At 40.9% G+C, this 22,086-nt stretch carries 23 protein-coding genes and 1 pseudogene; 12 read left to right on the forward strand and 12 right to left on the reverse strand.

The genetic code is table 11. From position 1 onward, the window contains the following. The first annotated feature begins 97 nt into the window (after positions 1-97). From IRT38_RS03265 to IRT38_RS03280, 4 genes are all read left to right on the forward strand, one after another. Entirely contained in the window at positions 98-475 is a 378-nt protein-coding gene (locus IRT38_RS03265; RefSeq protein ID WP_004910303.1) for a hypothetical protein, read from the forward strand. A gap of 141 nt (positions 476-616) precedes the next feature. Next, positions 617-1,729, forward strand: a complete 1,113-nt coding sequence (gene dnaJ / locus IRT38_RS03270) for a molecular chaperone DnaJ (RefSeq protein WP_004951083.1) — start codon at positions 617-619, stop codon at positions 1,727-1,729. Between the two features lie 251 nt (positions 1,730-1,980). Beyond that, on the forward strand, positions 1,981-2,802 hold the full coding sequence (dapB, locus tag IRT38_RS03275) for a 4-hydroxy-tetrahydrodipicolinate reductase (RefSeq protein ID WP_004910297.1): 822 nt from the start codon (positions 1,981-1,983) through the stop codon (positions 2,800-2,802). 100 nt (positions 2,803-2,902) lie between these two features. Next, complete coding sequence (locus tag IRT38_RS03280) at positions 2,903-3,550, forward strand: START domain-containing protein (protein WP_194596946.1); 648 nt, start codon at positions 2,903-2,905, stop codon at positions 3,548-3,550. A gap of 35 nt (positions 3,551-3,585) precedes the next feature. Here IRT38_RS03280 and IRT38_RS03285 read toward each other — a convergent pair whose 3' ends face one another. Both IRT38_RS03285 and dkgB read right to left on the reverse strand, forming a co-directional pair. After that, the gene (locus IRT38_RS03285; RefSeq protein ID WP_194596947.1) at positions 3,586-4,773 is read right to left on the reverse strand and encodes an MFS transporter; all 1,188 of its coding nucleotides are present in this window, start codon (positions 4,771-4,773) and stop codon (positions 3,586-3,588) included. Between the two features lie 2 nt (positions 4,774-4,775). Continuing rightward, positions 4,776-5,582, reverse strand: a complete 807-nt coding sequence (dkgB, locus tag IRT38_RS03290; RefSeq protein ID WP_130576313.1) for a 2,5-didehydrogluconate reductase DkgB — start codon at positions 5,580-5,582, stop codon at positions 4,776-4,778. A 133-nt stretch (positions 5,583-5,715) separates the two neighbouring features. Here dkgB and IRT38_RS03295 point away from each other — a divergent pair, with 133 nt between their 5' ends. Further along, positions 5,716-6,618: a LysR substrate-binding domain-containing protein gene (locus IRT38_RS03295; protein WP_194596948.1), complete on the forward strand. Its 903-nt coding sequence runs from the start codon at positions 5,716-5,718 to the stop codon at positions 6,616-6,618. Here IRT38_RS03295 and IRT38_RS03300 read toward each other — a convergent pair. After that, positions 6,566-6,976 (reverse strand): hypothetical protein, encoded by a 411-nt coding sequence (locus IRT38_RS03300; RefSeq protein ID WP_004951096.1) that lies wholly within the window; start codon positions 6,974-6,976, stop codon positions 6,566-6,568. The genes IRT38_RS03295 and IRT38_RS03300 overlap by 53 nt on opposite strands. 90 nt (positions 6,977-7,066) lie before the next feature. Between IRT38_RS03300 and IRT38_RS03305 the strand changes: the two genes are divergently transcribed. Further along, entirely contained in the window at positions 7,067-8,494 is a 1,428-nt protein-coding gene (locus IRT38_RS03305; protein WP_087540668.1) for a PLP-dependent aminotransferase family protein, read from the forward strand. Here IRT38_RS03305 and IRT38_RS03310 read toward each other — a convergent pair. The 7 genes from IRT38_RS03310 to IRT38_RS03340 all read right to left on the reverse strand — a co-directional run bounded on the left by IRT38_RS03310 (position 8,491) and on the right by IRT38_RS03340 (position 13,283). After that, the gene (locus tag IRT38_RS03310) at positions 8,491-9,516 is read right to left on the reverse strand and encodes an NAD(P)-dependent alcohol dehydrogenase (protein ID WP_194596949.1); all 1,026 of its coding nucleotides are present in this window, start codon (positions 9,514-9,516) and stop codon (positions 8,491-8,493) included. The genes IRT38_RS03305 and IRT38_RS03310 overlap by 4 nt on opposite strands. 29 nt (positions 9,517-9,545) lie before the next feature. Then, complete coding sequence (locus IRT38_RS03315) at positions 9,546-10,100, reverse strand: DNA-3-methyladenine glycosylase I (protein WP_194596950.1); 555 nt, start codon at positions 10,098-10,100, stop codon at positions 9,546-9,548. A 35-nt stretch (positions 10,101-10,135) separates the two neighbouring features. Next, positions 10,136-10,381 carry a hypothetical protein gene (locus IRT38_RS03320; protein ID WP_004910282.1) on the reverse strand — a complete coding sequence of 82 codons (246 nt, stop codon included), beginning with the start codon at positions 10,379-10,381 and terminating at the stop codon, positions 10,136-10,138. 9 nt (positions 10,382-10,390) lie between these two features. Then, positions 10,391-10,951 (reverse strand): M23 family metallopeptidase, encoded by a 561-nt coding sequence (locus IRT38_RS03325; protein ID WP_373865724.1) that lies wholly within the window; start codon positions 10,949-10,951, stop codon positions 10,391-10,393. Positions 10,952-10,966: 15 nt separating this feature from the next. Next, positions 10,967-12,004 carry an A/G-specific adenine glycosylase gene (gene mutY, locus IRT38_RS03330; RefSeq protein ID WP_194596951.1) on the reverse strand — a complete coding sequence of 346 codons (1,038 nt, stop codon included), beginning with the start codon at positions 12,002-12,004 and terminating at the stop codon, positions 10,967-10,969. Between the two features lie 221 nt (positions 12,005-12,225). Further along, positions 12,226-12,963 carry a dienelactone hydrolase family protein gene (locus IRT38_RS03335; RefSeq protein WP_194596952.1) on the reverse strand — a complete coding sequence of 246 codons (738 nt, stop codon included), beginning with the start codon at positions 12,961-12,963 and terminating at the stop codon, positions 12,226-12,228. A gap of 161 nt (positions 12,964-13,124) precedes the next feature. After that, the gene (locus IRT38_RS03340; RefSeq protein ID WP_004910276.1) at positions 13,125-13,283 is read right to left on the reverse strand and encodes a DUF1328 family protein; all 159 of its coding nucleotides are present in this window, start codon (positions 13,281-13,283) and stop codon (positions 13,125-13,127) included. Between the two features lie 184 nt (positions 13,284-13,467). On the opposite strand from IRT38_RS03340, the gene IRT38_RS03345 reads away from it, so the two are divergent. The 6 genes and pseudogenes from IRT38_RS03345 to IRT38_RS03370 all read left to right on the forward strand — a co-directional run bounded on the left by IRT38_RS03345 (position 13,468) and on the right by IRT38_RS03370 (position 20,658). Further along, positions 13,468-13,920, forward strand: coding sequence for a YcgN family cysteine cluster protein (locus IRT38_RS03345; protein ID WP_099947846.1), 453 nt, complete (start codon positions 13,468-13,470; stop codon positions 13,918-13,920). 110 nt (positions 13,921-14,030) lie between these two features. Continuing rightward, complete coding sequence (locus IRT38_RS03350; protein ID WP_194596953.1) at positions 14,031-15,188, forward strand: PQQ-dependent sugar dehydrogenase; 1,158 nt, start codon at positions 14,031-14,033, stop codon at positions 15,186-15,188. Between the two features lie 25 nt (positions 15,189-15,213). Beyond that, complete coding sequence (gene ampC, locus IRT38_RS03355) at positions 15,214-16,407, forward strand: class C beta-lactamase (RefSeq protein WP_194596959.1); 1,194 nt, start codon at positions 15,214-15,216, stop codon at positions 16,405-16,407. Between the two features lie 83 nt (positions 16,408-16,490). Beyond that, complete coding sequence (locus IRT38_RS03360) at positions 16,491-17,765, forward strand: replication-associated recombination protein A (protein WP_017397391.1); 1,275 nt, start codon at positions 16,491-16,493, stop codon at positions 17,763-17,765. Positions 17,766-17,865: 100 nt separating this feature from the next. Continuing rightward, positions 17,866-18,750 carry an aromatic amino acid DMT transporter YddG gene (gene yddG / locus IRT38_RS03365; RefSeq protein ID WP_194596954.1) on the forward strand — a complete coding sequence of 295 codons (885 nt, stop codon included), beginning with the start codon at positions 17,866-17,868 and terminating at the stop codon, positions 18,748-18,750. Between the two features lie 178 nt (positions 18,751-18,928). Continuing rightward, a pseudogene (locus IRT38_RS03370) lies at positions 18,929-20,658 on the forward strand (amidohydrolase). 70 nt (positions 20,659-20,728) lie between these two features. On the opposite strand, the gene purC reads toward IRT38_RS03370, so the two are convergent. Together purC and IRT38_RS03380 are read right to left on the reverse strand one after the other, a co-directional pair. Then, positions 20,729-21,448, reverse strand: coding sequence for a phosphoribosylaminoimidazolesuccinocarboxamide synthase (gene purC / locus IRT38_RS03375; RefSeq protein WP_005403468.1), 720 nt, complete (start codon positions 21,446-21,448; stop codon positions 20,729-20,731). A 35-nt stretch (positions 21,449-21,483) separates the two neighbouring features. Then, the gene (locus IRT38_RS03380; protein WP_194596960.1) at positions 21,484-22,086 is read right to left on the reverse strand and encodes a lipoprotein-34 precursor (NlpB); all 603 of its coding nucleotides are present in this window, start codon (positions 22,084-22,086) and stop codon (positions 21,484-21,486) included.

Genomic DNA, 22,086 nt, shown 5'->3' on the forward strand with positions numbered 1-22,086 from the left:
TTCAATATAGTAGCACCTATATTTTAAGACCAAAAAATAATTGAATTTCATTGCATGATTGATTTGGCAAAATGCATGGATTGAGGTGAAATAGAGCATGGGGCAAGACAATATTGAGCAGCATCGTCGCTATGTAGCGATTTCTTACGTGTTCATGTTTCTTGCATTATTTACAATTTTGTTTGCTGCGTTTGCATACATGTTTGCACGAAAAGTTGCGATTGTGGATAATGCCGAAGTTTGGATTCATGCGCATGCCCTATGGATCATGCGTAATGTGCTGTTATTTATTATGATGGCTTTTTTTGCCTCTTTGTGGTTTATCCCATTGTTCTTTTTTGCATGGGACAGTGCAATTTGGGTGACTGCTACAACAGTCGCAGGTGTCGTATTTAGTTCAATTGCTTGGTTATTCTTGTTGAATGCTTGGCTGAAAGGACTTTCTAAGTATTTAAAAAATAAAGCAGTTTTCTAATAAAGCTGCTTTTTTATTAACTTAGACCTTGTAAATTTGTAATATAGCCCCTATCTAGGCTCTGTTGATCTCAAAAATAAGATCAACAGAGCCTATTTATTCGTAGAGATTTAATAAATTCCGTGAGGAGCATCGCCAACCATGGCTAAACGTGATTATTATGAGGTTTTAGGCGTTTCGAAAACCGCAGGTGATGATGAGATCAAAAAAGCCTATCGTAAGTTGGCGATGAAGTATCACCCTGACCGTAACCCTGACAACGCTGAAGCTGAAGAAAAATTCAAAGAAGCATCAGAAGCCTATGAAATCCTGTCTGACAGTGAAAAGCGCAGTATGTATGACCGTGCTGGACATAGTGCATTTGAAGGCGGTTTTGGTGGTGGCGGTGGCTTCGGTGGTGGTTTTAGTGCCGAAGATATTTTCAGCCAATTTGGTGATATTTTTGGTGGCGCATTTGGTGGCGGTCGCCAGCAGCAACGCCAACGCCGTGGTTCAGACCTCCGCTATGTGATGGAATTGACCTTAGAAGAAGCAGTTAAAGGCGTTAAAAAAACCATTACTTTTACTGCTCCTGCACCATGTGAAACTTGTGATGGTAAAGGATCTAAAAATCCAAACGATGTCGAAACATGTCGCACTTGTCATGGTTCAGGTCAAGTTCGTATGCAACAGGGTTTCTTCTCTGTGCAGCAAACTTGTAGCACCTGTCGTGGTCAAGGCAAAATTATTAAAAATCCATGTAATACTTGTCATGGCTCTGGTGTTGCAGATCGTCAACAAACACTTGAAGTTACCATCCCTGCGGGTGTGGACAACGGTGATCGTGTTCGCTTAACTGGTAAAGGCGAAGCGATTCGTGATGGTCAATCAGGTGATTTATACGTTGAAGTGGTTGTGCGTGAGCATGAAATTTTCCAACGTGATGGTGCTGATCTATATATGGATGTGCCAGTTAGTATCGCGGATGCCGCTTTGGGTAAAGAAATTGAAATCCCAACCTTGGACGGTCGTGTGAGTTTGAAGATTCCTGAGGGGACTCAAACGGGTAAATTGTTCCGTTTACGTGGCAAAGGTGTTCGTCCTGTACGTAGCAGTATGGTGGGTGATTTACTTTGCCGCATCGTTGTAGAAACCCCAGTAAATTTAACCAGCCGTCAACGCGAGTTACTTAAAGAATTACAAGCATCTTTAGATGGTGATGGTCATGCATCGTCTCCAAAGAAAAAATCATTCTTTGATCGCCTCTTTGATTAATAGGCATCAATAAAAAAACCTGCTTCGGCAGGTTTTTTTATGGGAAATTTTAAATCCTCAGCAACCTTCATTTTTCAAATGAGGGAGCATTGTCTATCCTATAACATACTGAATTAGCAGAAATTTACCCTCTATTTTTAAAGAGGTGTTAGGGGGATTTAAGTCTATGATAAGTAATACTTTATAGATGTATAGATGTCATTCATTTGCTATAGTAGCGAAATTGTTTAAATAAAAGACTGGGAAACATTATGTCAACTTCTCCACGCATTGGGATCTTAGGTGCTGGCGGACGCATGGGCCGTATTCTGATTCAGGCTGTACAAGAAGCAGGCTATCAACTTGCAGCAGCAGTAGAACGCCCTGAAAGCAGTTTAGTCGGCGCAGATGCAGGTGAGCTTGCAGGCGTTGGAAGTTTGGGCGTAAAGATCGTTGGCAGTTTAGCTGAAGTATTAAAAGATTGTGACGTGGTGATTGATTTCACTGCACCAGCCGCAACAGAACAACACTTAAAGCTTTGTCGTGAAGCTGGTGTAGCGATGGTGATTGGAACGACGGGCATGTCTGAGGAACAAAAAGCATTCTTAGATGAATCAGCAACTCAAACCCCAGTTGTTTATGCTGCAAACTATTCTGTAGGTGTAAATGTATCAATCAAACTTTTGGAACTTGCAGCAAAAGTATTTGGTGATACGGTCGATATCGAAATCATTGAAGCACATCACCGTCATAAAGTAGATGCACCGTCTGGCACAGCATTTATGATGGGTGAAGCAATCGCTGATACCTTAGGGCGCAACTTAAAAGAAGTTGCAGTCTATGGTCGTGAAGGCTATACGGGTCCACGTGATCGTCAAACTATCGGTTTTGAAACCATTCGTGGTGGCGATATTGTGGGTGAGCATACCGTTATGTTTATCGGTGAAGGTGAACGTGTTGAAGTGACGCACAAAGCGACCAACCGTATGAACTTCGCTTCGGGTGCAGTACGTGCAGCAGCATGGGTTGTAGGGCGTGAAGCTCGTAAATATGACATGAAAGATGTCTTAGGCTTTAACGATATTCAAGTATAATAAGTTCCCTTTTTGCACTATAAAAAGAGCTTATTGCGCTTTCAATAAATCCTAAAAAGCACGATAAGCTCCAAACCTCATTACAACAATTGAGCATGACATGAATAAAAAACATATTGTTCTTGCTACTCTGCTAAGTGCGACGAGTTTGGTCGTCAGTGCCGCAGAAGCTCCGAAACTCAGTTTGCACCGAAATAATATTAAAGTTTGGACATATCAAACTGAAAATAATCCAGTATTCCAATATAAAGCAGAAACAACGTTTGATGTGCCATTAGAACGTGCTGTAGCCGTAGTTCTTGATGTTGAACGCACCCCACAATGGGTTCCTTATGTGGGTAAGGCTCAACTATTATCTCGAGATGAGAAGAAGGGTGAGTTCACGTTATATATGGTGCTTGATTTTCCTTTTCCATTAAAAGATCGCGATGTAGTGATTAAAGGGAAAATGAGTAAAAATGCGGATGGCAGTATTAGTATTAAAAACAATGCCATTAAAAATAACTATCCTGAACAGCCTGATGTGATTCGTTTAACCCGCTATGAGGGTGATTGGACTTTTCAAAAGTTAGCAAATAATAAAGTCAAAGTATCTACAACAGGTTATGCAGATCCAGCTGGTGCAATTCCGCTTAGTTTTGTGAATATGTTTGTACAGCAACAACCCTATCAAATGCTGATGAAAATGAAAAAGGAAGTGAATAATCCTTTGTATGTACAACCGAAATTACCAGATGTACTGAAGTAATAAAAAAGCCTGATTCAATCAGGCTTTTTTATGTTCTAGGTTTGGGTGCAGTGCTGATAGTTAAGCTTAGATCGAGATGCGAGAAAGATTTGGATAAACACCAAAAGTAATCCAATCGCTGCAAGAGCTGCTCCGATCATTGATACTGAGGCATAGCTCAGACCTAGACTTAAAACAGCTCCTCCAGCCGCCGCACCAACTGCATTGCCTAAGTTAAATGCTCCGATATTTACAGAGGAAGCGAGACCAGATGCTTCATGTGCTACCGACATAACCCGCATTTGCAGTGATGGCACAATTGCAAATGCTGCCGCGCCCCATAGAACCAGCCCAACAGCTGCTCCGACTTGGGTTTGGGCCAGCAGAGGGAAAACTGCCATCAATACAATCAAGGCGATGAAGAAGCCAATTAACGTCTTATCAATAGATCGATCTGCAAGCTTGCCACCTAGATGGTTTCCAATCGAAAAGCCAACCCCAATCAAAACTAACATCATGGTGATAAACATCGGTGAGGCGTGATTGAAAGCAACTAAACTCGGGGCGATATAGGTGTAAAGGGTAAACATTGCGGAGGCACCGAACACGGTGGTAAGAAGTGCCAAAATCACAGGGAGCCGAGAGAGAACTTTTAATTCCATTTTAACGTCGGGTTTTTTTCCAACAGCACCCACAGGCAGTGCTTTCCATAGAGAAAACATCGTCACTACACCCAACACCGCAATCGCAAGAAAAGACATCCGCCAGCCAATGGTTTGTCCTACCCATGTCGCTAAAGGAACGCCACCAATATTGGCAATTGTTAGTCCCATGAACATGGTAGCTACAGCACTGGCTTGTTTATGTGCAGGTACGACACTCGCAGCGACGACTGAGCCAATCCCGAAGAAAGCACCGTGATTGAGACTGGTAATCAAGCGTGCGCCCATCAGGCTCATATAATTTGGTGCAAATGCCGCAATTAAGTTGCCTATGGTAAAAATGGCCATCAGAAGAATTAAAGCATTGCGACGAGCAAAACCACCGAACCATAAAGTGACAATTGGGGCACCTAGCATCACCCCCAAGGCATAACCTGTGATCAACATACCTGCACTTGGAATCGAAACACCAAGATCATGGGCAATGTTCTGCAATAAGCCCATAGGCGAGAATTCAGTGGTTCCAATGGCAAACGCACCAATAGCTAATGCGAGCAAAGGAAGATTGATGCGCTGCTTCATGTTTATTTATCCCATACTGGTGCAAGTTCAGGTGGGTCAATTTCACGACCATTACGATCCAGTTCCGCAATCAGCTGCATTTCTTGTTCGCTTAGTTTTAATTCTTGTGCTTTCAAGTTGCTGATCAGGTTCTCACGTTTGGTTGATGATGGAATAACCGCATAACCCTTTTGTAATGCCCAAGCTAAAGCAACTTGTGCTGAAGTAGCCTGATGTTGTGCTGCAATCTCAAGCAAAGTTGGGTCTTTGAGCACTTTCCCGTAAGCAAGAGTCATATAAGAGGTCACATCAATCTGTTGTTGTGTCAGGTAATTTGCCAAGTTTTGATTTTGCAAATAAGGGCTTAGTTCGATTTGATTGGTGGCAATATGTTCTGCGCCAATGCTATCAATCGCTTGTTGAGTAAGTGCAATATTGAAATTTGAAATCCCAATGAGTTTGGTTAAGCCTTGTTGTTTGGCTTCTAATAATAATTGCATCACTTCTGTGATATCGGTCCCTTGCGATGGTGCTGGCCAATGGATTAAGGTCAGATCAACTGCTTCAGTGCCTAATTTTTGCAAACTTTCTTTTAGGCTTGGGATCAGGCGTTGTTCAGAAAAGTTATTGACCCATATTTTTGTAGTTAAGAATAAATCTTGGCGAGCAATCCCACTTTCACGGATAGCCTGTCCTACTGCTGCTTCATTCTCATAAATTTGTGCTGTATCAATAGCGCGATAGCCGACATCTAAGGCAGTTTTGACTGAATCAATCAGGATTTGATCATTTAAACGATAAGTACCTAAACCAAATTGAGGGATTTGCATATTCTTCACCTAATTTTTTAACTCAAAAGAGTCTAATTTGTTGATGAAGGCAATTTTGCGATGATTATTGTTGCTAAAAAATAGATGAATTTGCAAAATATAGTTGACTGAATATCAACAATAGGGGGAGATGATGAAATCAAGTATTGAGGAATTGCTCGCCTTTATAACGATTGTTGATACAGGTTCATTTATTGCAGCTGCTGAGCGATTAGGTCAAACAGCATCTGGCTTGAGTCGTTCTTTAAGTCGTTTAGAGTCTAAGCTTGAAGTGACTTTGCTGGAACGCACCACACGAAAATTAAAACTCACTCAAGAAGGTCAGCAGTTCTTAGCGCATGCCCGAAAGATTTTAAATGATTTGAGTGCAGCCGAAGAAGCTTTGCAGCGTTCAGATCAAGATACATCTGGTTTGATTCGTGTTGATTCGGCCGCGCCATTTATCTTGCATGTGATTGCTCCTTTGATGCGTGTATTTCGGCAGCGCTATCCGAATATTGAAATTGAATTAAACAGTAATGATCAAGTGATTGATTTACTAGAGCATAAAACTGATGTCGCATTTCGCTTTGGTGAATTACATGATTCAAGTCTTCATGCAAAATTGGTATGTAAAAGTCGCTTGTATATTGTGGCAAGTCCACATTACTTAAAACGGATGGGGATACCGACGCAACCAAAACAATTGTTACAGCATGATCTAATTGGCTTCACACGCCCGATTCATATTAATCAGTGGCCGATTAAAGTAGATGATGAATACTTCTTTGCACAAGCCAAAATCAAAGCATCTAGTGGGGAGACTGTACGGCAATTGTGTCTACGAGGACAGGGGATTGCACGATTATCTGAGTTTGAAATCTGGCAAGATTTAAACGAAGGACGTTTGGTCGCATTATTCGAAGACCAAATTGAGCACTCTTATCAAAGCATCCATGCTGTTTATTACCAACAAGAGCATTTACCCAAACGTGTTCGTCTCTTTATTGAATTTTTGTCTGAGCAACTAAGCCAAGGTTTTTCTGTGTGTCAGTAGACGTAGGTGGAACTTGAACTTCGAGAACAGGAATAGATTCTCCTGTTGTTTGAGGGATAGACATGACAATCTGTTGCTCTTTGCGCGTACATTCCAAAACAACTGTTGGTAATAATGATGCACTTACGACCACACCATTTTCATTGGGTTTTTTATAGGTCAACTCTACCGTATCTGTTTTGGTTTGAGGGTTATGATTTTTTAGTTTCCATAGCTCATAACCTTGTCGGTTTTGAATTTTCAAATAACCTTCAGCGAGAGATTTGCAAATTTCTTGCTGCTGATGTGTTTTCTGATCAGGCAACTGACAACCTGTAAGTAGCAATATACTTACTAATAATAAGTTATTAATTTTCATTGTTTTACTCCTCTGCTGTTGATTTTTATAGCTTAAAGGTGTTGTATAAACCAATACAGATACAGAAATTTTTAAAAAATCAGTACAGACATGACATTTCAATATCAACGCTTGGCGGAACAGCTGTCACAAAAGATTTACCAACATGAACTGCAACCGCAACAGAAGTTAAGTTCATTAAGAGAATTTGCACGCCAACAAAAAATCAGTTTAAGCACAGCGCAGCAATGTTATGAATTGTTAGAAGCCAAAGGCTTGATTTATGTCAAACCTAAATCAGGTTACTTTGTTAGCTCGAGACAATACCAAAGTCCGGTACCTGAAAGCCCAAAATTTGAATCGATGCCAAGACGAGTTTCAAATTTAGAGTTGCAAAATCAAATTCAAACGGCATCCATACAAAGTCATTTAACGCCCTTAGGTGCGATTCAGTTATCTCCTCATTTAATACCTGTGGATGGATTACGCCGTTCTTTGCAGCGAGCTTTGAAGCATTGCCAACCTGAAGATTTTTTGTACTGTAATAAACAAGGACATCTACAGCTCCGACAAGCACTTTCTGATCATTGGCGTGAGGATGGTATCTACATCGCCCCAGACGATATTTTTATTAGTAATGGATGTATGCCTGCACTGTCACTGTTGATTCAGCAAATGAGTCGAGAGGGCGACAGTATTATCGTTCCAACACCAACCTTTAACGGTCAGCTTCAGCTTCTTGCAGGATTAAAACGTAAAATTATTGAAATACCTGCAGATCATCAAGGCATAGACCTTGAGCGTTTAGAATATTTTATGCAGCAGGGTAGTGCGAAGTTATGCTTACTGACTGCTAATTTTCAAAATCCTTTGGGCTATTGTCTGAGCAATCAGCAAAAGCAAAAAATTGCCGAGTTGGCACAAAAGTATCAATGCTTTGTTTTGGAAGATGATATTTATGCTGAATGTAGTTTTCAAAAAGAACGCCCTTTACCGATTCGTTATTGGGATCAACAGGGCTATGTAATTTGGTGTGGTTCTGTTTCTAAATCTTTATCGAGTGCTTATCGTGTGGGATGGTTTTGTTTAGGTCAACAATTACAGCACTTAAGACCAGCTCTGTTAGCAAATAATGTTGGGGTTAATACCCCCTTACAGCTTGGTTTAGCCGACTTTATCTATAGTCGTGCCTATCGAGAGCATTTGGAGCGTTTAAGACCTGCTCTCATGCAGCAAGTCGAACAATATCGTGCATGTATTTTGGAGCAGTTTCAGGGGATTCCGATCGCACTTAGCCAATCTAGTGGTGGATATGCGTTGTGGATGCAACTACCAAACACCATTACAGGTTTAGAGTTGTATTATCGCGCGCAGCAATATGGAATCAATATCGTTCCAGGTGAGGTATTTGGTGAAGATCAGCGTTATCAGCATTTTCTACGATTAAACGCAGGTCATGCTTTGACTGATGAAATCCGCCAAGCTATTCAGCAGTTGGCGGATTGGGTCAGAGAAAGTCTCACGTCGAAATTGAGTTAGTCGAAGTCTGCTTTCAATACGATGCGATAACGTGCTTGACCTGAATGAAGTCGCTCAATGGCATCGTTGAGCTGTGACATAGGATAGAGTTCAATTTGCGGGGCGATATTTTTACGTGCTGCAAATTGAAGAAGTTGACGAAGTGCTAAAGGAGAACCCGTCGGTGAACCTGTTACTGATTTGGCACCATCAATCAAAGTACCGACTGAAACTGGAATAGGTTCTAAAGTCAGACCTAGAAAATGCAATGAGCCATTCGGTGCTAAAGTACTGAGAAAGGCTTGCCAGTTTAGCGTCACATTGACTGTACTCAACAATAAATCAAATTTTCCTCGTTGAGCTTTGATGGCCTGCGCATCGCGGCTATTCACCACGTGATCTGCACCCATGGCTTTCAGCTCATCGGTTTTCTCAGGATTTGAGCTAAATGCCGTAATTTCACAACCCCATGCTTTGAGCAGTTTAATCGCCATGTGACCTAAGCCACCGATACCAATTACACCGACATGATGCGTGGCTTGGATTTTATGTTTAAGTAGAGGATCGAAAACTGTAATCCCGCCACATAACAAAGGACCTGCACTTTCTGGGTCCAAATCATCGGGTAGCGGAATCACCCATTGCCAGCCAGCACGAACTTTATCTGCAAATCCACCAGCATGTCCTACGATCGTTGCAACACTGCCACCAGTACATAACACTTGATTACCACCAATGCAGGGATCACAAGCTTGGCAACTTTCTGCTGTCCATCCGATACCTACACGTTGACCTACTTTGAGTCCTTTCGCTTCAGAACCAAGAGCAGTGATGGTTCCAATGATTTCATGACCTGCGACTACAGGATAAGTAGATGATCGCCAATCATTATTAATCACTGAAATATCTGAATGACATAAACCACAATATTCAACTTTGACTTCGACTTGATGGGCTTGTAAATCGCCTGCGTCAAATTGATAAGGAACCAGTTGTTCACCTGCTTGCATCGCAGCATAAGCACGTATTTGATTGTTGCTCATGGAAGTACTCCTTTGGATAGGATTGTATTTTATTTAAAGGGACAATGATTTTCGTGATCGTTGACCATGCCCATAGCTTGCATGAATGCATAACAAGTCGTTGGACCCACAAACTTAAATCCACGCTTTTTTAAGGTTTTAGACAGGGTTTGGCTGATCTCTGTTTGTGCAGGGGCTTCTCGATAATTGATCACATCATTGTTCAATACATCGTGACTGACAAAAGCCCACAGCCATGCAGAGACATCGTCAACTTCCTGCTTTAATTTTTGCCAAGCAATCGCATTGTCTCGAATTGCTTTTAGTTTACCTAAATGGCGAATCAGGCCTATATCAGTCAGTTTATGTTCCAGTTGATCATCTGTAAGCTCGGCAATTTTTGCTACAGGATGTTGAAAGAAATGAGCACGGTAGTGTTCTCTTTTCTTGAGTACAGTAATCCAAGAGAGACCAGCTTGTTGACCCTCTAGGCAAAGCATTTCAAATAAACGCGCTTCATCGTATACAGGCTTACCCCATTCTTCATCATGGTAAGCGATATACAGGGGATCATCAGAGCACCAACCACAGCGTTGAATTGTCATTTTGATGCTCCTTATCGTTATAAATATCGAGAAAATTAAAGTTTGAATGCAACCCATTCATTTGGGCGAGTATCCCAATAATACAACTCAGCAGAACTCAAATCAGTGAATTTCAACCAAAAGTCTTTACCAGATTTATCTGCGAAACCTGTGCTGATCAGCAAAGCATCTTCTGTGATTTCCATAATCCAACCTTGATAGCTGGTGCCATTCAGAATAATTTTTTGCTGATTTCCTGATTCTGCAAATGTAACCAGACGTTCTATCAATGCTTCTGACATTGTGTGTTCCTAACGTAAATATGGGTATGGATTGACTGCTCCACGCCCTTTGCCATTTAAATAAATACCGTAATGTAAATGCGGAGCAGTATGACGTGCATTACCTGTATTGCCGACATAGCCAATCACATCACCCTTGCGAATATAATCCCCAACTTTAAGTCCGCGTTTGTGGTCATCCAGATGTGCATAGTAGTGCCAAGAACCTGATGGTCCTAAGATCCAAATGACCTTGCCACCCAAATTATTATTGCGTAAATCTGCGATGAGTCCTTCGGTTGCACTATACACTTTCGTGCCACGCTCTGCCATGATATCAATCCCTTCATGGCTTCGCCCTTGGCTACGTGCAGCTCCCCAAGTATCGCGCAACTCGTTTTTGCGAACACCTTTTACAGGTATGGGGAGACGAGAGTCTAAGCGCATATTTTTTAATTTGCTGACTTGTGCACTGGGTAAAGGAGATGGTTTTTGGGGTGTGGTGGTACACGCAGATAGAAAAATAATGAGCAGTCCAATCACCGTATACGAAATTGAATGTCGCACATAAACTCCTATGTTTTGATCCATCGCATTTTAAAGTGTTTAAGTTTTTTGTTTTGCAGTGATCAGTTTCTTCATCGCGGTTGGAATACCTTTAGCAATCGCAGATTCTGGTGTGAGCCATATCCCATTTAATTCTATGCTCAGTTGTTCTTTCTGATCATGTTCCACGTGGAACATTTTTTCATCGAGCAACCATGTGAAGTGTGTAAAACTATGACTGATCTGTAAGGATGATACTTGAGCTTGTAACTTAAAGTGCTGTTCGATCTGTTGTAATTCAGTTGCACTTTCAATGATAGGAAGACAATACAATCCACCCCAAAGACCATGAGCTTCACGCTGTTGCCAAAACCATTCTTCACCTGACTGAATCACAACGACACTTGCTGTTTTAACAGGAACAGGTTTCTTGGTCTTTTTAAATGGCAACTCTTGTTCTAGGCCTTGTTGATATGCCTGACAGTGTTGCTGCATAGGGCAATATAAACAGAGAGGTTTTTTCGGAGTACAGACTGTTGCACCCAAATCCATAATGGCTTGGGTATAGTCATGATTTCGCTGTTCTGGACATAAATCTTCAGCAATTTTCCATAAAGCACGTTCATGTTGTGGCTTGGATAAATCATCTTCAATCGCAAAGAAACGAGCCAAAACACGTTTCACATTGCCATCCATGATCACACCGTATTGACGCAAACCGAGCGACATGAGCGCCCCTGCGGTTGAGCGTCCGATCCCAGGAAGTTCAATCCATTGTTCTAAGGTTGCAGGGAATTTACCTTGCTGATGAACAATCGCTGCGGCTTTGTGCAAATTTCTTGCTCTTGCATAATATCCAAGACCCGCCCAATAAGGAACAACATCATCCCAGCTTGCCTGACCTAGATCGTTTACGGTAGGAAAGCGTTGAATAAAACGATCGAAATATTGCAACACTGTTTTGACTTGAGTCTGTTGCAACATAATTTCTGACACCCAAACTTTATACGGGTCATCGGCAACTTGCCAAGGTAGGTCATGGCGACCATGTTGATCAAACCATGTAAGTAAAGCATCAGAAAATGAGAAATCAGACATGAATCAGAACATTAAAAAGTAGAATTATAGTATAGCGGAAATATGCACTAGAGGGTTTGTGCGAAGAGCTCATGAGCTTTACGATTTCTATCTAGGAGGATGAGAGGATCATCTGAAATTTCTAAAAACTCTCGAAAAAAATTGCAGTCTGTTGGCGACATCCATGTCGCCGTTTCACAAGTCAATCTTGGCAAGTGTTGGTATAAATACGAATTTTAGAATTACTTTAAATGCTTATCTAACAACTCATACATCGCTTCAAGACCTTGACGCTCTGCTTCTGCGTTATAGCCCAAATCTACGTTATTGGCTTTAGCACGCTCATCAGCTTGAGGGTTACTAAAACCATGTTTAGCATCTTCGAAAATAATTACTTCATGGTTCACTTCAGCAGCGTGCATTTCTTCACGGAAACTTGCAACATCGTCCAAAGTCACCATGCTATCTAGTTCACCATGTAACACTAAGATTTCTGCTTTTAGCTTACCTTTTTCAGCAGGAGCTTTGGGACTGAGATTCGCATGGAACGTTGTTACCGCTTTTAAGTTAGCACCTGAGCGAGCTAGATCCAATACCACTTTGCCGCCATAGCAGAAGCCAATCGCTGCAAGTTTTTCGGCATTTACCTCAGGCTGATTTGCCAAAGTATTTAGACCTGCTTGTGCACGATCAACTACAGTATCCACATGCTCAAACGTTTGCATCATCCATTCGTATGCTTGTGCTGAAGTTGTTGTTACTTTCTTATCACCATACATATCAATTGCGAGAGCAGCAAAGCCGTGTTTAGCCAGTTCACGTGCACGTTGTTCTGTATATTCATTACGTCCCCACCATTCAGGTGCAACGATTACGCCTGCTGTCGGCACATCGATTGCAGGTGCAGCAAAATAACCTACCAAACGTTGACCATCTGGTGCTGTATATTCAATTTCACGAGTTGTAATCGGGAAGCTCATTTTCAAATCCTAATCTGTATTTTTAGAATGCATTGATTAAAACATAAAAAGCAAAAGTTGATACGCTGAGAAAACTAATAAACTGTTGCTTTTGTTAAATAATGGCAATAAAAAAGAAGAATACAAAGATTCTTCTTTTTATAAATTGAGATGTTAATTTTCTATACTTTGCCACGTGACAAAAAGCCCACGACAGCGAGAATAACAGCGACAACCAGTAAAATAACGGCAAAATCTTTGGATAAACCTGCTACACCACCAAAGCCAAGTAAACTAGCAATTAATGCGATGATTGCAAATATAATAGCCCAACGGAACATATGAGTTACCCTCCTAATTTTATTATGTTTTTACTATAGCGTGTATTTTTTGAGCAAAATGTGGTGTTTCTGTGGTTGAAATGTTCACTATAGAAAGAAGTGTTAAAAAGCGAATGATTTCAGTAACTCAGTTTTTTGAATTGGAATGCTATACTATGCGCATTCTCCTCTTTAGCTTAAAACCATGTCTTTAGAACTGCGTCCGAACTTTTGGAAAAACTACTCACTTGATCAGCTAAACCCTGCTGAGTGGGAAGCCTTATGTGATGGCTGTGGTTTGTGCTGTTTGGTCAAGCTTGAAGATGAAGACACCGCAGAAGTCGTATATACCAAAGTGGCATGTAAGCTTCTAGACTGTAAAACGGCACGCTGTTCAGACTATGCACACCGCCAAGAGCATGTTGCAGATTGTCTACAATTAACCCCTGAACGTTTGCAAACGATTACATGGTTGCCCCCAAGCTGTGCTTACAGACGTCTGAATGAGGGGAAAAATCTTCCGTCATGGCATTATTTGAATACTGGCTCTCGTCAGAGTGTTCTAAAAGCAAAAAAATCTGCGGCAGGACGTTGTATTTCAGAAACTGAAATTAATGAAGATGACATTGAAGATTATGTCGTACGGTGGGTGCGTTGATCTTTTAATCATATCGTTTGGTTAAATGGATCTTGATCAAAAACAACAATTTTACAGTATTTCTATGTGCTGATCTCCGTAATATGAATAAATGCGAAGGGAGATCAGTCATGTCAAAATTATTTGTAGCACCTTTAATTTGTAGCAGTGCACTTTTGCTACTCGCTTGTGGTCCCAATAACACCAACTCTAAGGCACCAGAAAACTCTGTTCAACATACTCAAAATACGCTCAACCAAACTTTTCAAATTGATACTTTTGCCCAGTTTGATGAACCTTGGGCTGTTGTTGTATTACCTGATCAGCGTTTACTGATCACTGAGCGTAAAGGACAGTTAAAATTATTTGATCCTAAAACGAAGAAGAATCTTAATGTTCAAGGCATCCCAACTGTAAGTTATGGGGGGCAAGGTGGCTTAGGTGATGTAGTCTTGCATCCTGATTTTAAAAATAATCATTGGATTTATCTCAGCTATGCTGTGCAAGGCAGTGGTGGTTATGGTGCTGAAATTTCTCGTGCCAAACTTGATTTATCTAATCCTGAACAACCGAAATTAACCGATTTAACACGAATTTGGCAGCAAGTACCTAAAGTGTCAGGGCAAGGACATTATGCTCATCGTATGCTATTTGGCGCTGATGGAAAACTTTGGGTAAGTTCAGGTGAGCGACAAAAATTCGATCCTGCCCAAGATATGAAAAGCAATCTGGGTAAGATTCTACGTTTAAATGAAGACGGAACTCCTGTATCAGATAACCCTTTTAGCCAACAAGGTGGCGTGACTGCTGAAATTTGGTCATTGGGTCATCGTAATCCACTAGGTATGGCGTTTGATGACCAAAAACAATTGTGGGTAGTGGAAATGGGGCCGAAAGGAGGTGATGAACTTAATCAGATTCTTAAAGGCGCGAACTATGGTTATCCAATCGTATCGAATGGCGATCATTACTCAGGATTACCAATTCCAGATCACAAAACACGCCCAGAATTTAAAGCACCAGCAATCGATTGGACACCTGTGATTTCACCTTCAAGCATGATTATTTACACGGGCGATAAATTCCCATTATGGCAGCAGAAAGCTTTGATTGGTGGTTTGTCTTCCAAGTCGATTATTGTGGTTGATTTAAAATCGCAACCCGTTAAAGAAGTGCAACGTTTGGATATGAAGCAACGAATTCGTGGCTTACAACAAGCACAAGACGGTTCGATTTGGGTGATTGAGGATGGTCCACAAGCGAAATTGCTAAAGCTCAATGCAAACTAAATATGAACTCAAAGTGAAAAGATTAATGATGCAGTCGAAATACCAAAATTTATTTTCAAATAAAACATTGATGTTGATTGGGCTGTTGTCCTGTAGCTCCAGTTTATGGGCACAGCCTTTAACTGAGCTACAGATAAAAAAGATAGTCGATCAGCAATTTAAACCACTTTTAGAAGAATACAAAATTCCTGGTTTAGCCGTTGCCGTGACTTTAGATGGTCAACATTACTTTGTAAATTATGGTGTTGCTTCGCTACAAAGCAAAAGCAAACAAGTGGTCAGCAACAGTACCTTGTTTGAACTTGGTTCAGTCAGTAAAACGTTCAATGCGACTTTAGCGGGGTATGCGCAAGCACAAGGGCGGTTGTCATTATCGGATCATCCTGCCAAATACTTCCCTGAACTTAAAAATACAGCCGTGAATCAGGCTAGATTGCTGAATTTGGGAACCTATAGTGCAGGTGGCTTTCCACTGCAATTTCCAGATGAAGTTGTTACTCAGCAGGATATGATTCAATATTTTCAAAACTGGAAAACAAAAACCAAAATCGGGGAGGCTCGTCAATACTCAAATCCGAGTATTGGTTTAATGGGTTATGTCACAGCTTTGGCGATGAAAAAGCCATATGCGGAATTGATAGAGAAAACCTTACTTCCTCAATTAGGAATGACGCAGAGTTATATTCATGTCCCTGAACAAAAGATGTCACAATATGCTTGGGGCTATAAGAATAACCAAGCAATCCGTGTATCAGCGGGGATGTTTGATGCTGAAGCCTATGGTGTCAAAAGCAGTAGTTCGGATATGCTGAAATTTTTAGATGCACAGATCAATTCAGCTCAATTAAATCAGCCAATTCGTCAAGCCGTTGAAAATACCCATATCGGTTATTATAAAGTCGGTGCAATGACGCAGGGTTTGGGATGGGAGCAATATGCTTATCCCGTTAAGCTTGAAACACTTTTACAAGGCAACTCAAGTAAAATGGCTTTAGAAAGCCATGCAGTAACGCTGATCAAACAACCCAAAATTGCCTCACAATCCACTTATTTTAATAAAACAGGATCTACCAATGGCTTTGGAGCTTATGCCGCATTTATCCCTCAGCATAAAATCGGTATGGTGATGCTCGCCAATACCAATTTCCCAAATGAAGCGCGTATTAAAGCAACCCATCAAGCGATGCAGCAGATTCTGAAACAGAAGGCAGCCTCTTAACTTGATCAGTTGTTGGTAGATTCAAATTGTAGATTTGATTCAGACACAATAGACTAGGATAAAACAGCATAAAGCCAGTGATGATGTCAGATACGCATATTCCTTTACCTGAACGTTTACGTCCTCGTGACTTATCCGAAATTATCGGACAAGATCATTTGTTAGGTGAAAATGCACCTTTGCGCCAAATGATTGATCAAGGGCATTTACCTTCGATTATCTTTTGGGGTCCGCCAGGGGTAGGTAAAACTACGATCGCATTATTGCTGGCGCAAGCAGTTGATCGCCCATTTATTAGCTTATCTGCGCTGAATACTGGTGTAAAAGAGCTACGAGAAGTGATTGCGGAAAGTGGTGATCTGCTGACTCCAGTGGTGTTTATTGATGAGATTCATCGCTTTAATAAATCGCAGCAAGATGCGTTACTAAATGCAGTCGAAAAAGGCAAAATTACGCTGATCGGCGCAACCACAGAGAACCCATCTTTTGAAGTTAATAGCGCTTTACTGTCGCGTTGTCAGGTCTATACGCTGAATAGTTTGGATGCTGATGCCATTCAAACACTCATCAATAAAGCGATTCAAAGTGATAAGTTTCTCAAAGAGCGTTTTATTCAAGTTGAAGAATATGATGCCCTGATTCAATTTGCTGCAGGTGATGCGCGTAAGGCGCTTAATCTGATCGATTTAATCGCCAGTACCTTTGAAGCTGATGTTGAAAATGTCGTGACCAACGCGATTGTCGTCAAAGTTGCACAGCAGAACATTGCGCGTTATGACAAGTCAGGTGAGCAGCACTACGATCTGGTTTCAGCATTTATTAAATCGATTCGGGGAAGTGATCCAGATGCTACCTTGTATTGGATGGCAAGAATGCTGAAAGGTGGAGAAGACCCAGTATTTATTGCTCGTCGCATGTTGATTGCGGCATCAGAAGATATTGGAAATTCTAATCCAAATGCCTTGTTACTTGCAGGGGAGTGCTTCCGTTCAGTTCAAGCGGTGGGTATGCCTGAGGCGCGTATTATTTTAGGACAATGCGCAGTTTATTTGGCAACCAGCCCGAAAAGTAATAGTACCTATTTAGCCATCAATCGTGCCTTAGAGTTGGCAGAGAAAACGGCGAATTTGCCTGTACCATTGCACTTGCGCAATGCGCCAACCAAACTGATGAAGCAACAAGGATATGGAGTGGATTATTTGTATCCACATAATTATCCTGAACATTTTGTATTACAAGACTATTTACCACCTGAATTGCGTGGTACGAAGCTGTATGAACGAGCCTTAAATAAACGTGAAGTTGAAGCTGAACGTTTGCAACAGCGCCGCTGGCAGCAAGAACAGCAACAGCAATAATACTTTCTGGGCGCGTGCCTCATTTTAAATTTACCTAAGCAGCATTTTAGTCCCGATTGATGGCATGTTGCTTTGGTTCCAAGATTCAATTGATATCAATATGAACTCAAAAACAGCAACACTGATTGGACTGCTTGCCATTTTACTTTGGAGTTTAATTGTTGCGCTCATTAAAGAAGTAAGTACTCAGTTTGGTGCAGTTGGTGGTGCGGCATTAATCTATACACTTGCTTCAATATTCTTATTACTTTCTGTTGGTTGGACGCCTCTCAAAAGTTTTCCAAAAACTTATTTGATTTGGGGTGCTTTTTTATTTGTCGCCTATGAAATTTGTCTTTCACTTTCAATTGGATATAGCCAAACAAATAGACAAGCAATTGAAGTTGGAATGGTCAATTATTTATGGCCAACTTTCACGATGGTTGCGGCGATTTTATTTAATCAACAAAAAGCAAATTTTCTGATCATTCCTGGCTTCGTTGTTTCTCTACTCGGTATTTGTTGGGTTTTGGGAGGAGAGCAAGGATTTGATTTGATTGGCATGGCTAACAATATTCAACAGAACCCACTGAGTTATGGATTGGCATTTCTTGGGACATTGTTGTGGGCGGCTTATTGTACCCTTACCGCACGAATCGCTCAGGGAGTAAATGGAATTACTTTATTCTTTATTTTGGTTTCGATCGTGCTTTGGATTAAATATCTTGTGATGGGTGGGAATGGCTTTATTTTTGATTGGTCATCCTCTATTTCCTTGGTTTTTGCTGCTGCTGCGATGGGCTTCGGCTATGCAGCTTGGAATGTTGGAATTTTGCATGGTAATGTGACATTACTGGCAGGAGCATCTTATTTTATTCCTGTGCTTTCCGCTTTTTTTGCTGCATTGTTACTGAGTACGCCATTAGGTCTTTCTTTTTGGTATGGTGCGCTGATGGTGTGTGTCGGTTCTATACTGTGTTGGTTGGCGACAAAGGCGAAGTCATAAGCAAAAAGTGTTTTTTTATTCAAATCAGCTTGGTGAAATAGCTATTGATCAATGGTTTAAACTATTTATTGATTCAAAAATTTATCAAGCATTACAAAAATAACAAGTTATGCCTTTTTATATCAGAAATAATGCGCTTTAATCTAAAAAGGCATAATAAAAATATGGTTTTTAAGCTATGACTTTTAGAAATTTGAATAAACTGACGACAGCAACAATCATCGCCTTTACCTTATCAGGCTGTGCAAGTACTCCACTTGATCAAGATCGGTCAGAACAATTGTTCTTTGGTGGTCCGATCTTAACGATGGAAGGTATGACGCCAACATATGCAGAAGCCTTACTGGTTAAAGATGGAAAGATCCTTTTTGTTGGTTCAAAAAAACAAGCAGAGAATTTAGCAAATTCGAATGTTCAATCCATTGATTTAAAAAATAAAACACTTTTGCCAAGTTTTATTGATGCACACAGCCATGTAAATATGGTTGGATTCCATCAGATGGTTGCAAATCTTTATCCTGCGCCAGACGGTCAAGTTTCTGATATTGATTCTTTGGTTCAAGTATTAACACAATGGAAAAAGCAAAATCCTCAAGTCATTCAAACGATGGGGGGCTGGATTTTGGGAAATGGCTATGATGATGCGCAATTAAGTGAACAGCGTCATCCGACAGCAACCGATTTAGATTGAGTCTCCAAAGATCAGCCCGTGATGATCTTACATCAATCAGGGCATCTCGCTTCAGTGAATCACAAAGCACTAGCCTTGTTAAATATCAATCAAAATACTGAAAATCCAGCAGGGGGAATTATTCGTCGAGAAGCAAATTCGAATGTTCCTAATGGGGTGCTGGAAGAGTCCGCATTATTTACTGCGATTGGTTCAATATTCAAAGATGTGCCACCGCAAGTGATGTTTGAAATTGCTCGTAAAGGTCTTGATGCTTATGTCAAAAATGGTTTCACTACAGTACAAGAGGGACGAGCATATCAAGGTACGACGGAGATGTGGCAGGCGCTTGCCAAGCAAAATCAACTTCCGATAGATGTCGTATCTTATCCTGATATCACCACTAGCCAAGAATATATGCTTAAGCAAGGAAGTAGCCGACAATACGATCATCACTTCCGTATAGGTGGCGTTAAAATCAGTTTAGATGGTTCACCTCAAGGTAAGACGGCATGGTTAACTCAAGCCTATAAGATTCCACCTGAAGGTAAAGATAAAAATTATAAAGGCTATCCAGCGATCAAAGACGATCAACAGGTCGATCAATATATTAATGTAGCCTTCAAACATGGCTGGCAAGTGCTCGCTCATGCCAATGGAGATACGGCAATAGATCATTTATAGGTGCTGTCAAAGATGCTACGGCAAAACAAGGTAAAGTAGACCGCAGAAGTGTATTGATTCACTCGCAAACGATTCGAGATGATCAGCTAGACCAATTGAAGGCTTTAGATATTATTCCTTCGTTCTTCTCATTACACACCTATTATTGGGGGGATTGGCATCGCCAACAAACACTAGGTGAGACGCGAGCAGCACATATTTCCCCAACAGCAACTGCACTAAAGAAAAATTTAATCTTTACCGAACACCATGATGCTCCCGTTGTTCCACCACATAGCATGATGATGCTCGATGCTACAGTCAATCGCGTGACGCGTAGTGATTATGTTCTAGGTGCCGATGAACGTATAAGTCCTTATCTTGCCTTAAAATCGATGACGGATTGGGCTGCTTATCAATATTTTGAAGATCAATATAAGGGTACGTTAAAGCAAGGAAAGCTCGCCGATTTAGTGATTTTAGATAAGAACCCACTGACTGTACCAAGCCGAGAAATCAAAAAAATTAAAGTTTTGGCGACCTATAAAGAAGGTAAACTTATTTATCAGCAGTAGTCAAAATGAAGACATAAAAAAACCAGCTCAAAGGAGCTGGTTTTCTATAAATCATGAATGCTTAAAATGATTAGATATCATCTAAGTTGATGCCTAAACGCGCAGCAACTTCTTCATAAGCTTCAACCACACCGCCTAAACCTTGACGGAAGCGGTCTTTATCTAATTTTTTCTTGGTATCTTTATCCCATAAACGGCAACCGTCTGGAGAGAATTCATCACCCAATACGATGCGGTCATGGAACACACCAAATTCAAGTTTGAAATCAACAAGAATCATATTACCTGCATCGAATAATGCTTTAAGTACATCATTCACTTGGTAAGTAAGTTCTTTCATTTTTTCAAGTTGATCGGCAGTTGCCCAACCTAAAGCGATTGCTTGCGATTCATTTACCATTGGATCGCCAAGAGCATCGTCTTTGAAGAATAATTCAAATGTAGGAGGCGTTAACTCTTTGCCTTCTTCAACACCCAAACGACGGCAAAGTGAACCAGCAGCATAGTTGCGGATGACACACTCTACAGGAATCATTTGAAGCTTTTTAACAAGTACTTCCGTTGGAGAAAGTAACTTTTCAAAATGAGTTTCGATACCTGCTTCAGCCAACTTCTCCATGATGAAGGCGTTAAAACGGTTGTTGACCTTGCCTTTACGATCTAGTTGTTCGATTTTTTCGCCATTGAACGCAGAGGCATCATCACGAAAGACTAAAATCAGGTGGTCAGCATTATCTGTTTCATACACAGATTTTGCTTTACCAGTATAGAGCAAGGTTTGTTTTAACATGGGGGAACCTTTTGAAAAATATGCCTAGTAAACGACTAGGCTGGCCAATTTTGATAAATCTGGGCTAATACTTCAGTTGCGACAGTAGGGTCAGCAAAAGTTGTATCTAGCTTAAACAGAGCAACAGTATTACTTGAGCCAACAGCAGAGAGTTTGAGTAGGTAATTTTGATCACCTACAGTAATTGTCGCCTCATAACCATTGTCTGCTTGAGAGACGATCTTATAGTTGAGACTACTCAATGTTGCGAAAGTGTATTGCCAAGCTGCAGCAGTTGGACCTTCAACTTTAAGTAATGGGTTTTTATTGCCATCCATTACAAGTTGAGGGCGACCTAAAGTTGCTGAAGTCGCTTCACTGGTATTCGCTGTTGCCTGCATCGGATCAGGGCGAGGTAAAGCGTAACGGTTGCCACTTTTATTTTCGAATGTAGGTGCATGTTGAATCGCAAGTGGATCAACCGTTGGAGCTGGATACAATGGTGTAAATGGTCTTACCGTTGCATTCTCAGGGAATTTGAGAGGTTCCAGTGTTTTCGCATTTTTATAATCTAATGAGTGATTATTGAGGGCAAAGCGACCACAACCAGCCAAACTTAAAGCTGAAATAACAAGGACAACACCAAGACGTAATTGCAT

The sequence above is a fragment of the Acinetobacter sp. SK-43 genome (assembly GCF_015351505.1).
Lineage (GTDB): Bacteria > Pseudomonadota > Gammaproteobacteria > Pseudomonadales > Moraxellaceae > Acinetobacter > Acinetobacter junii.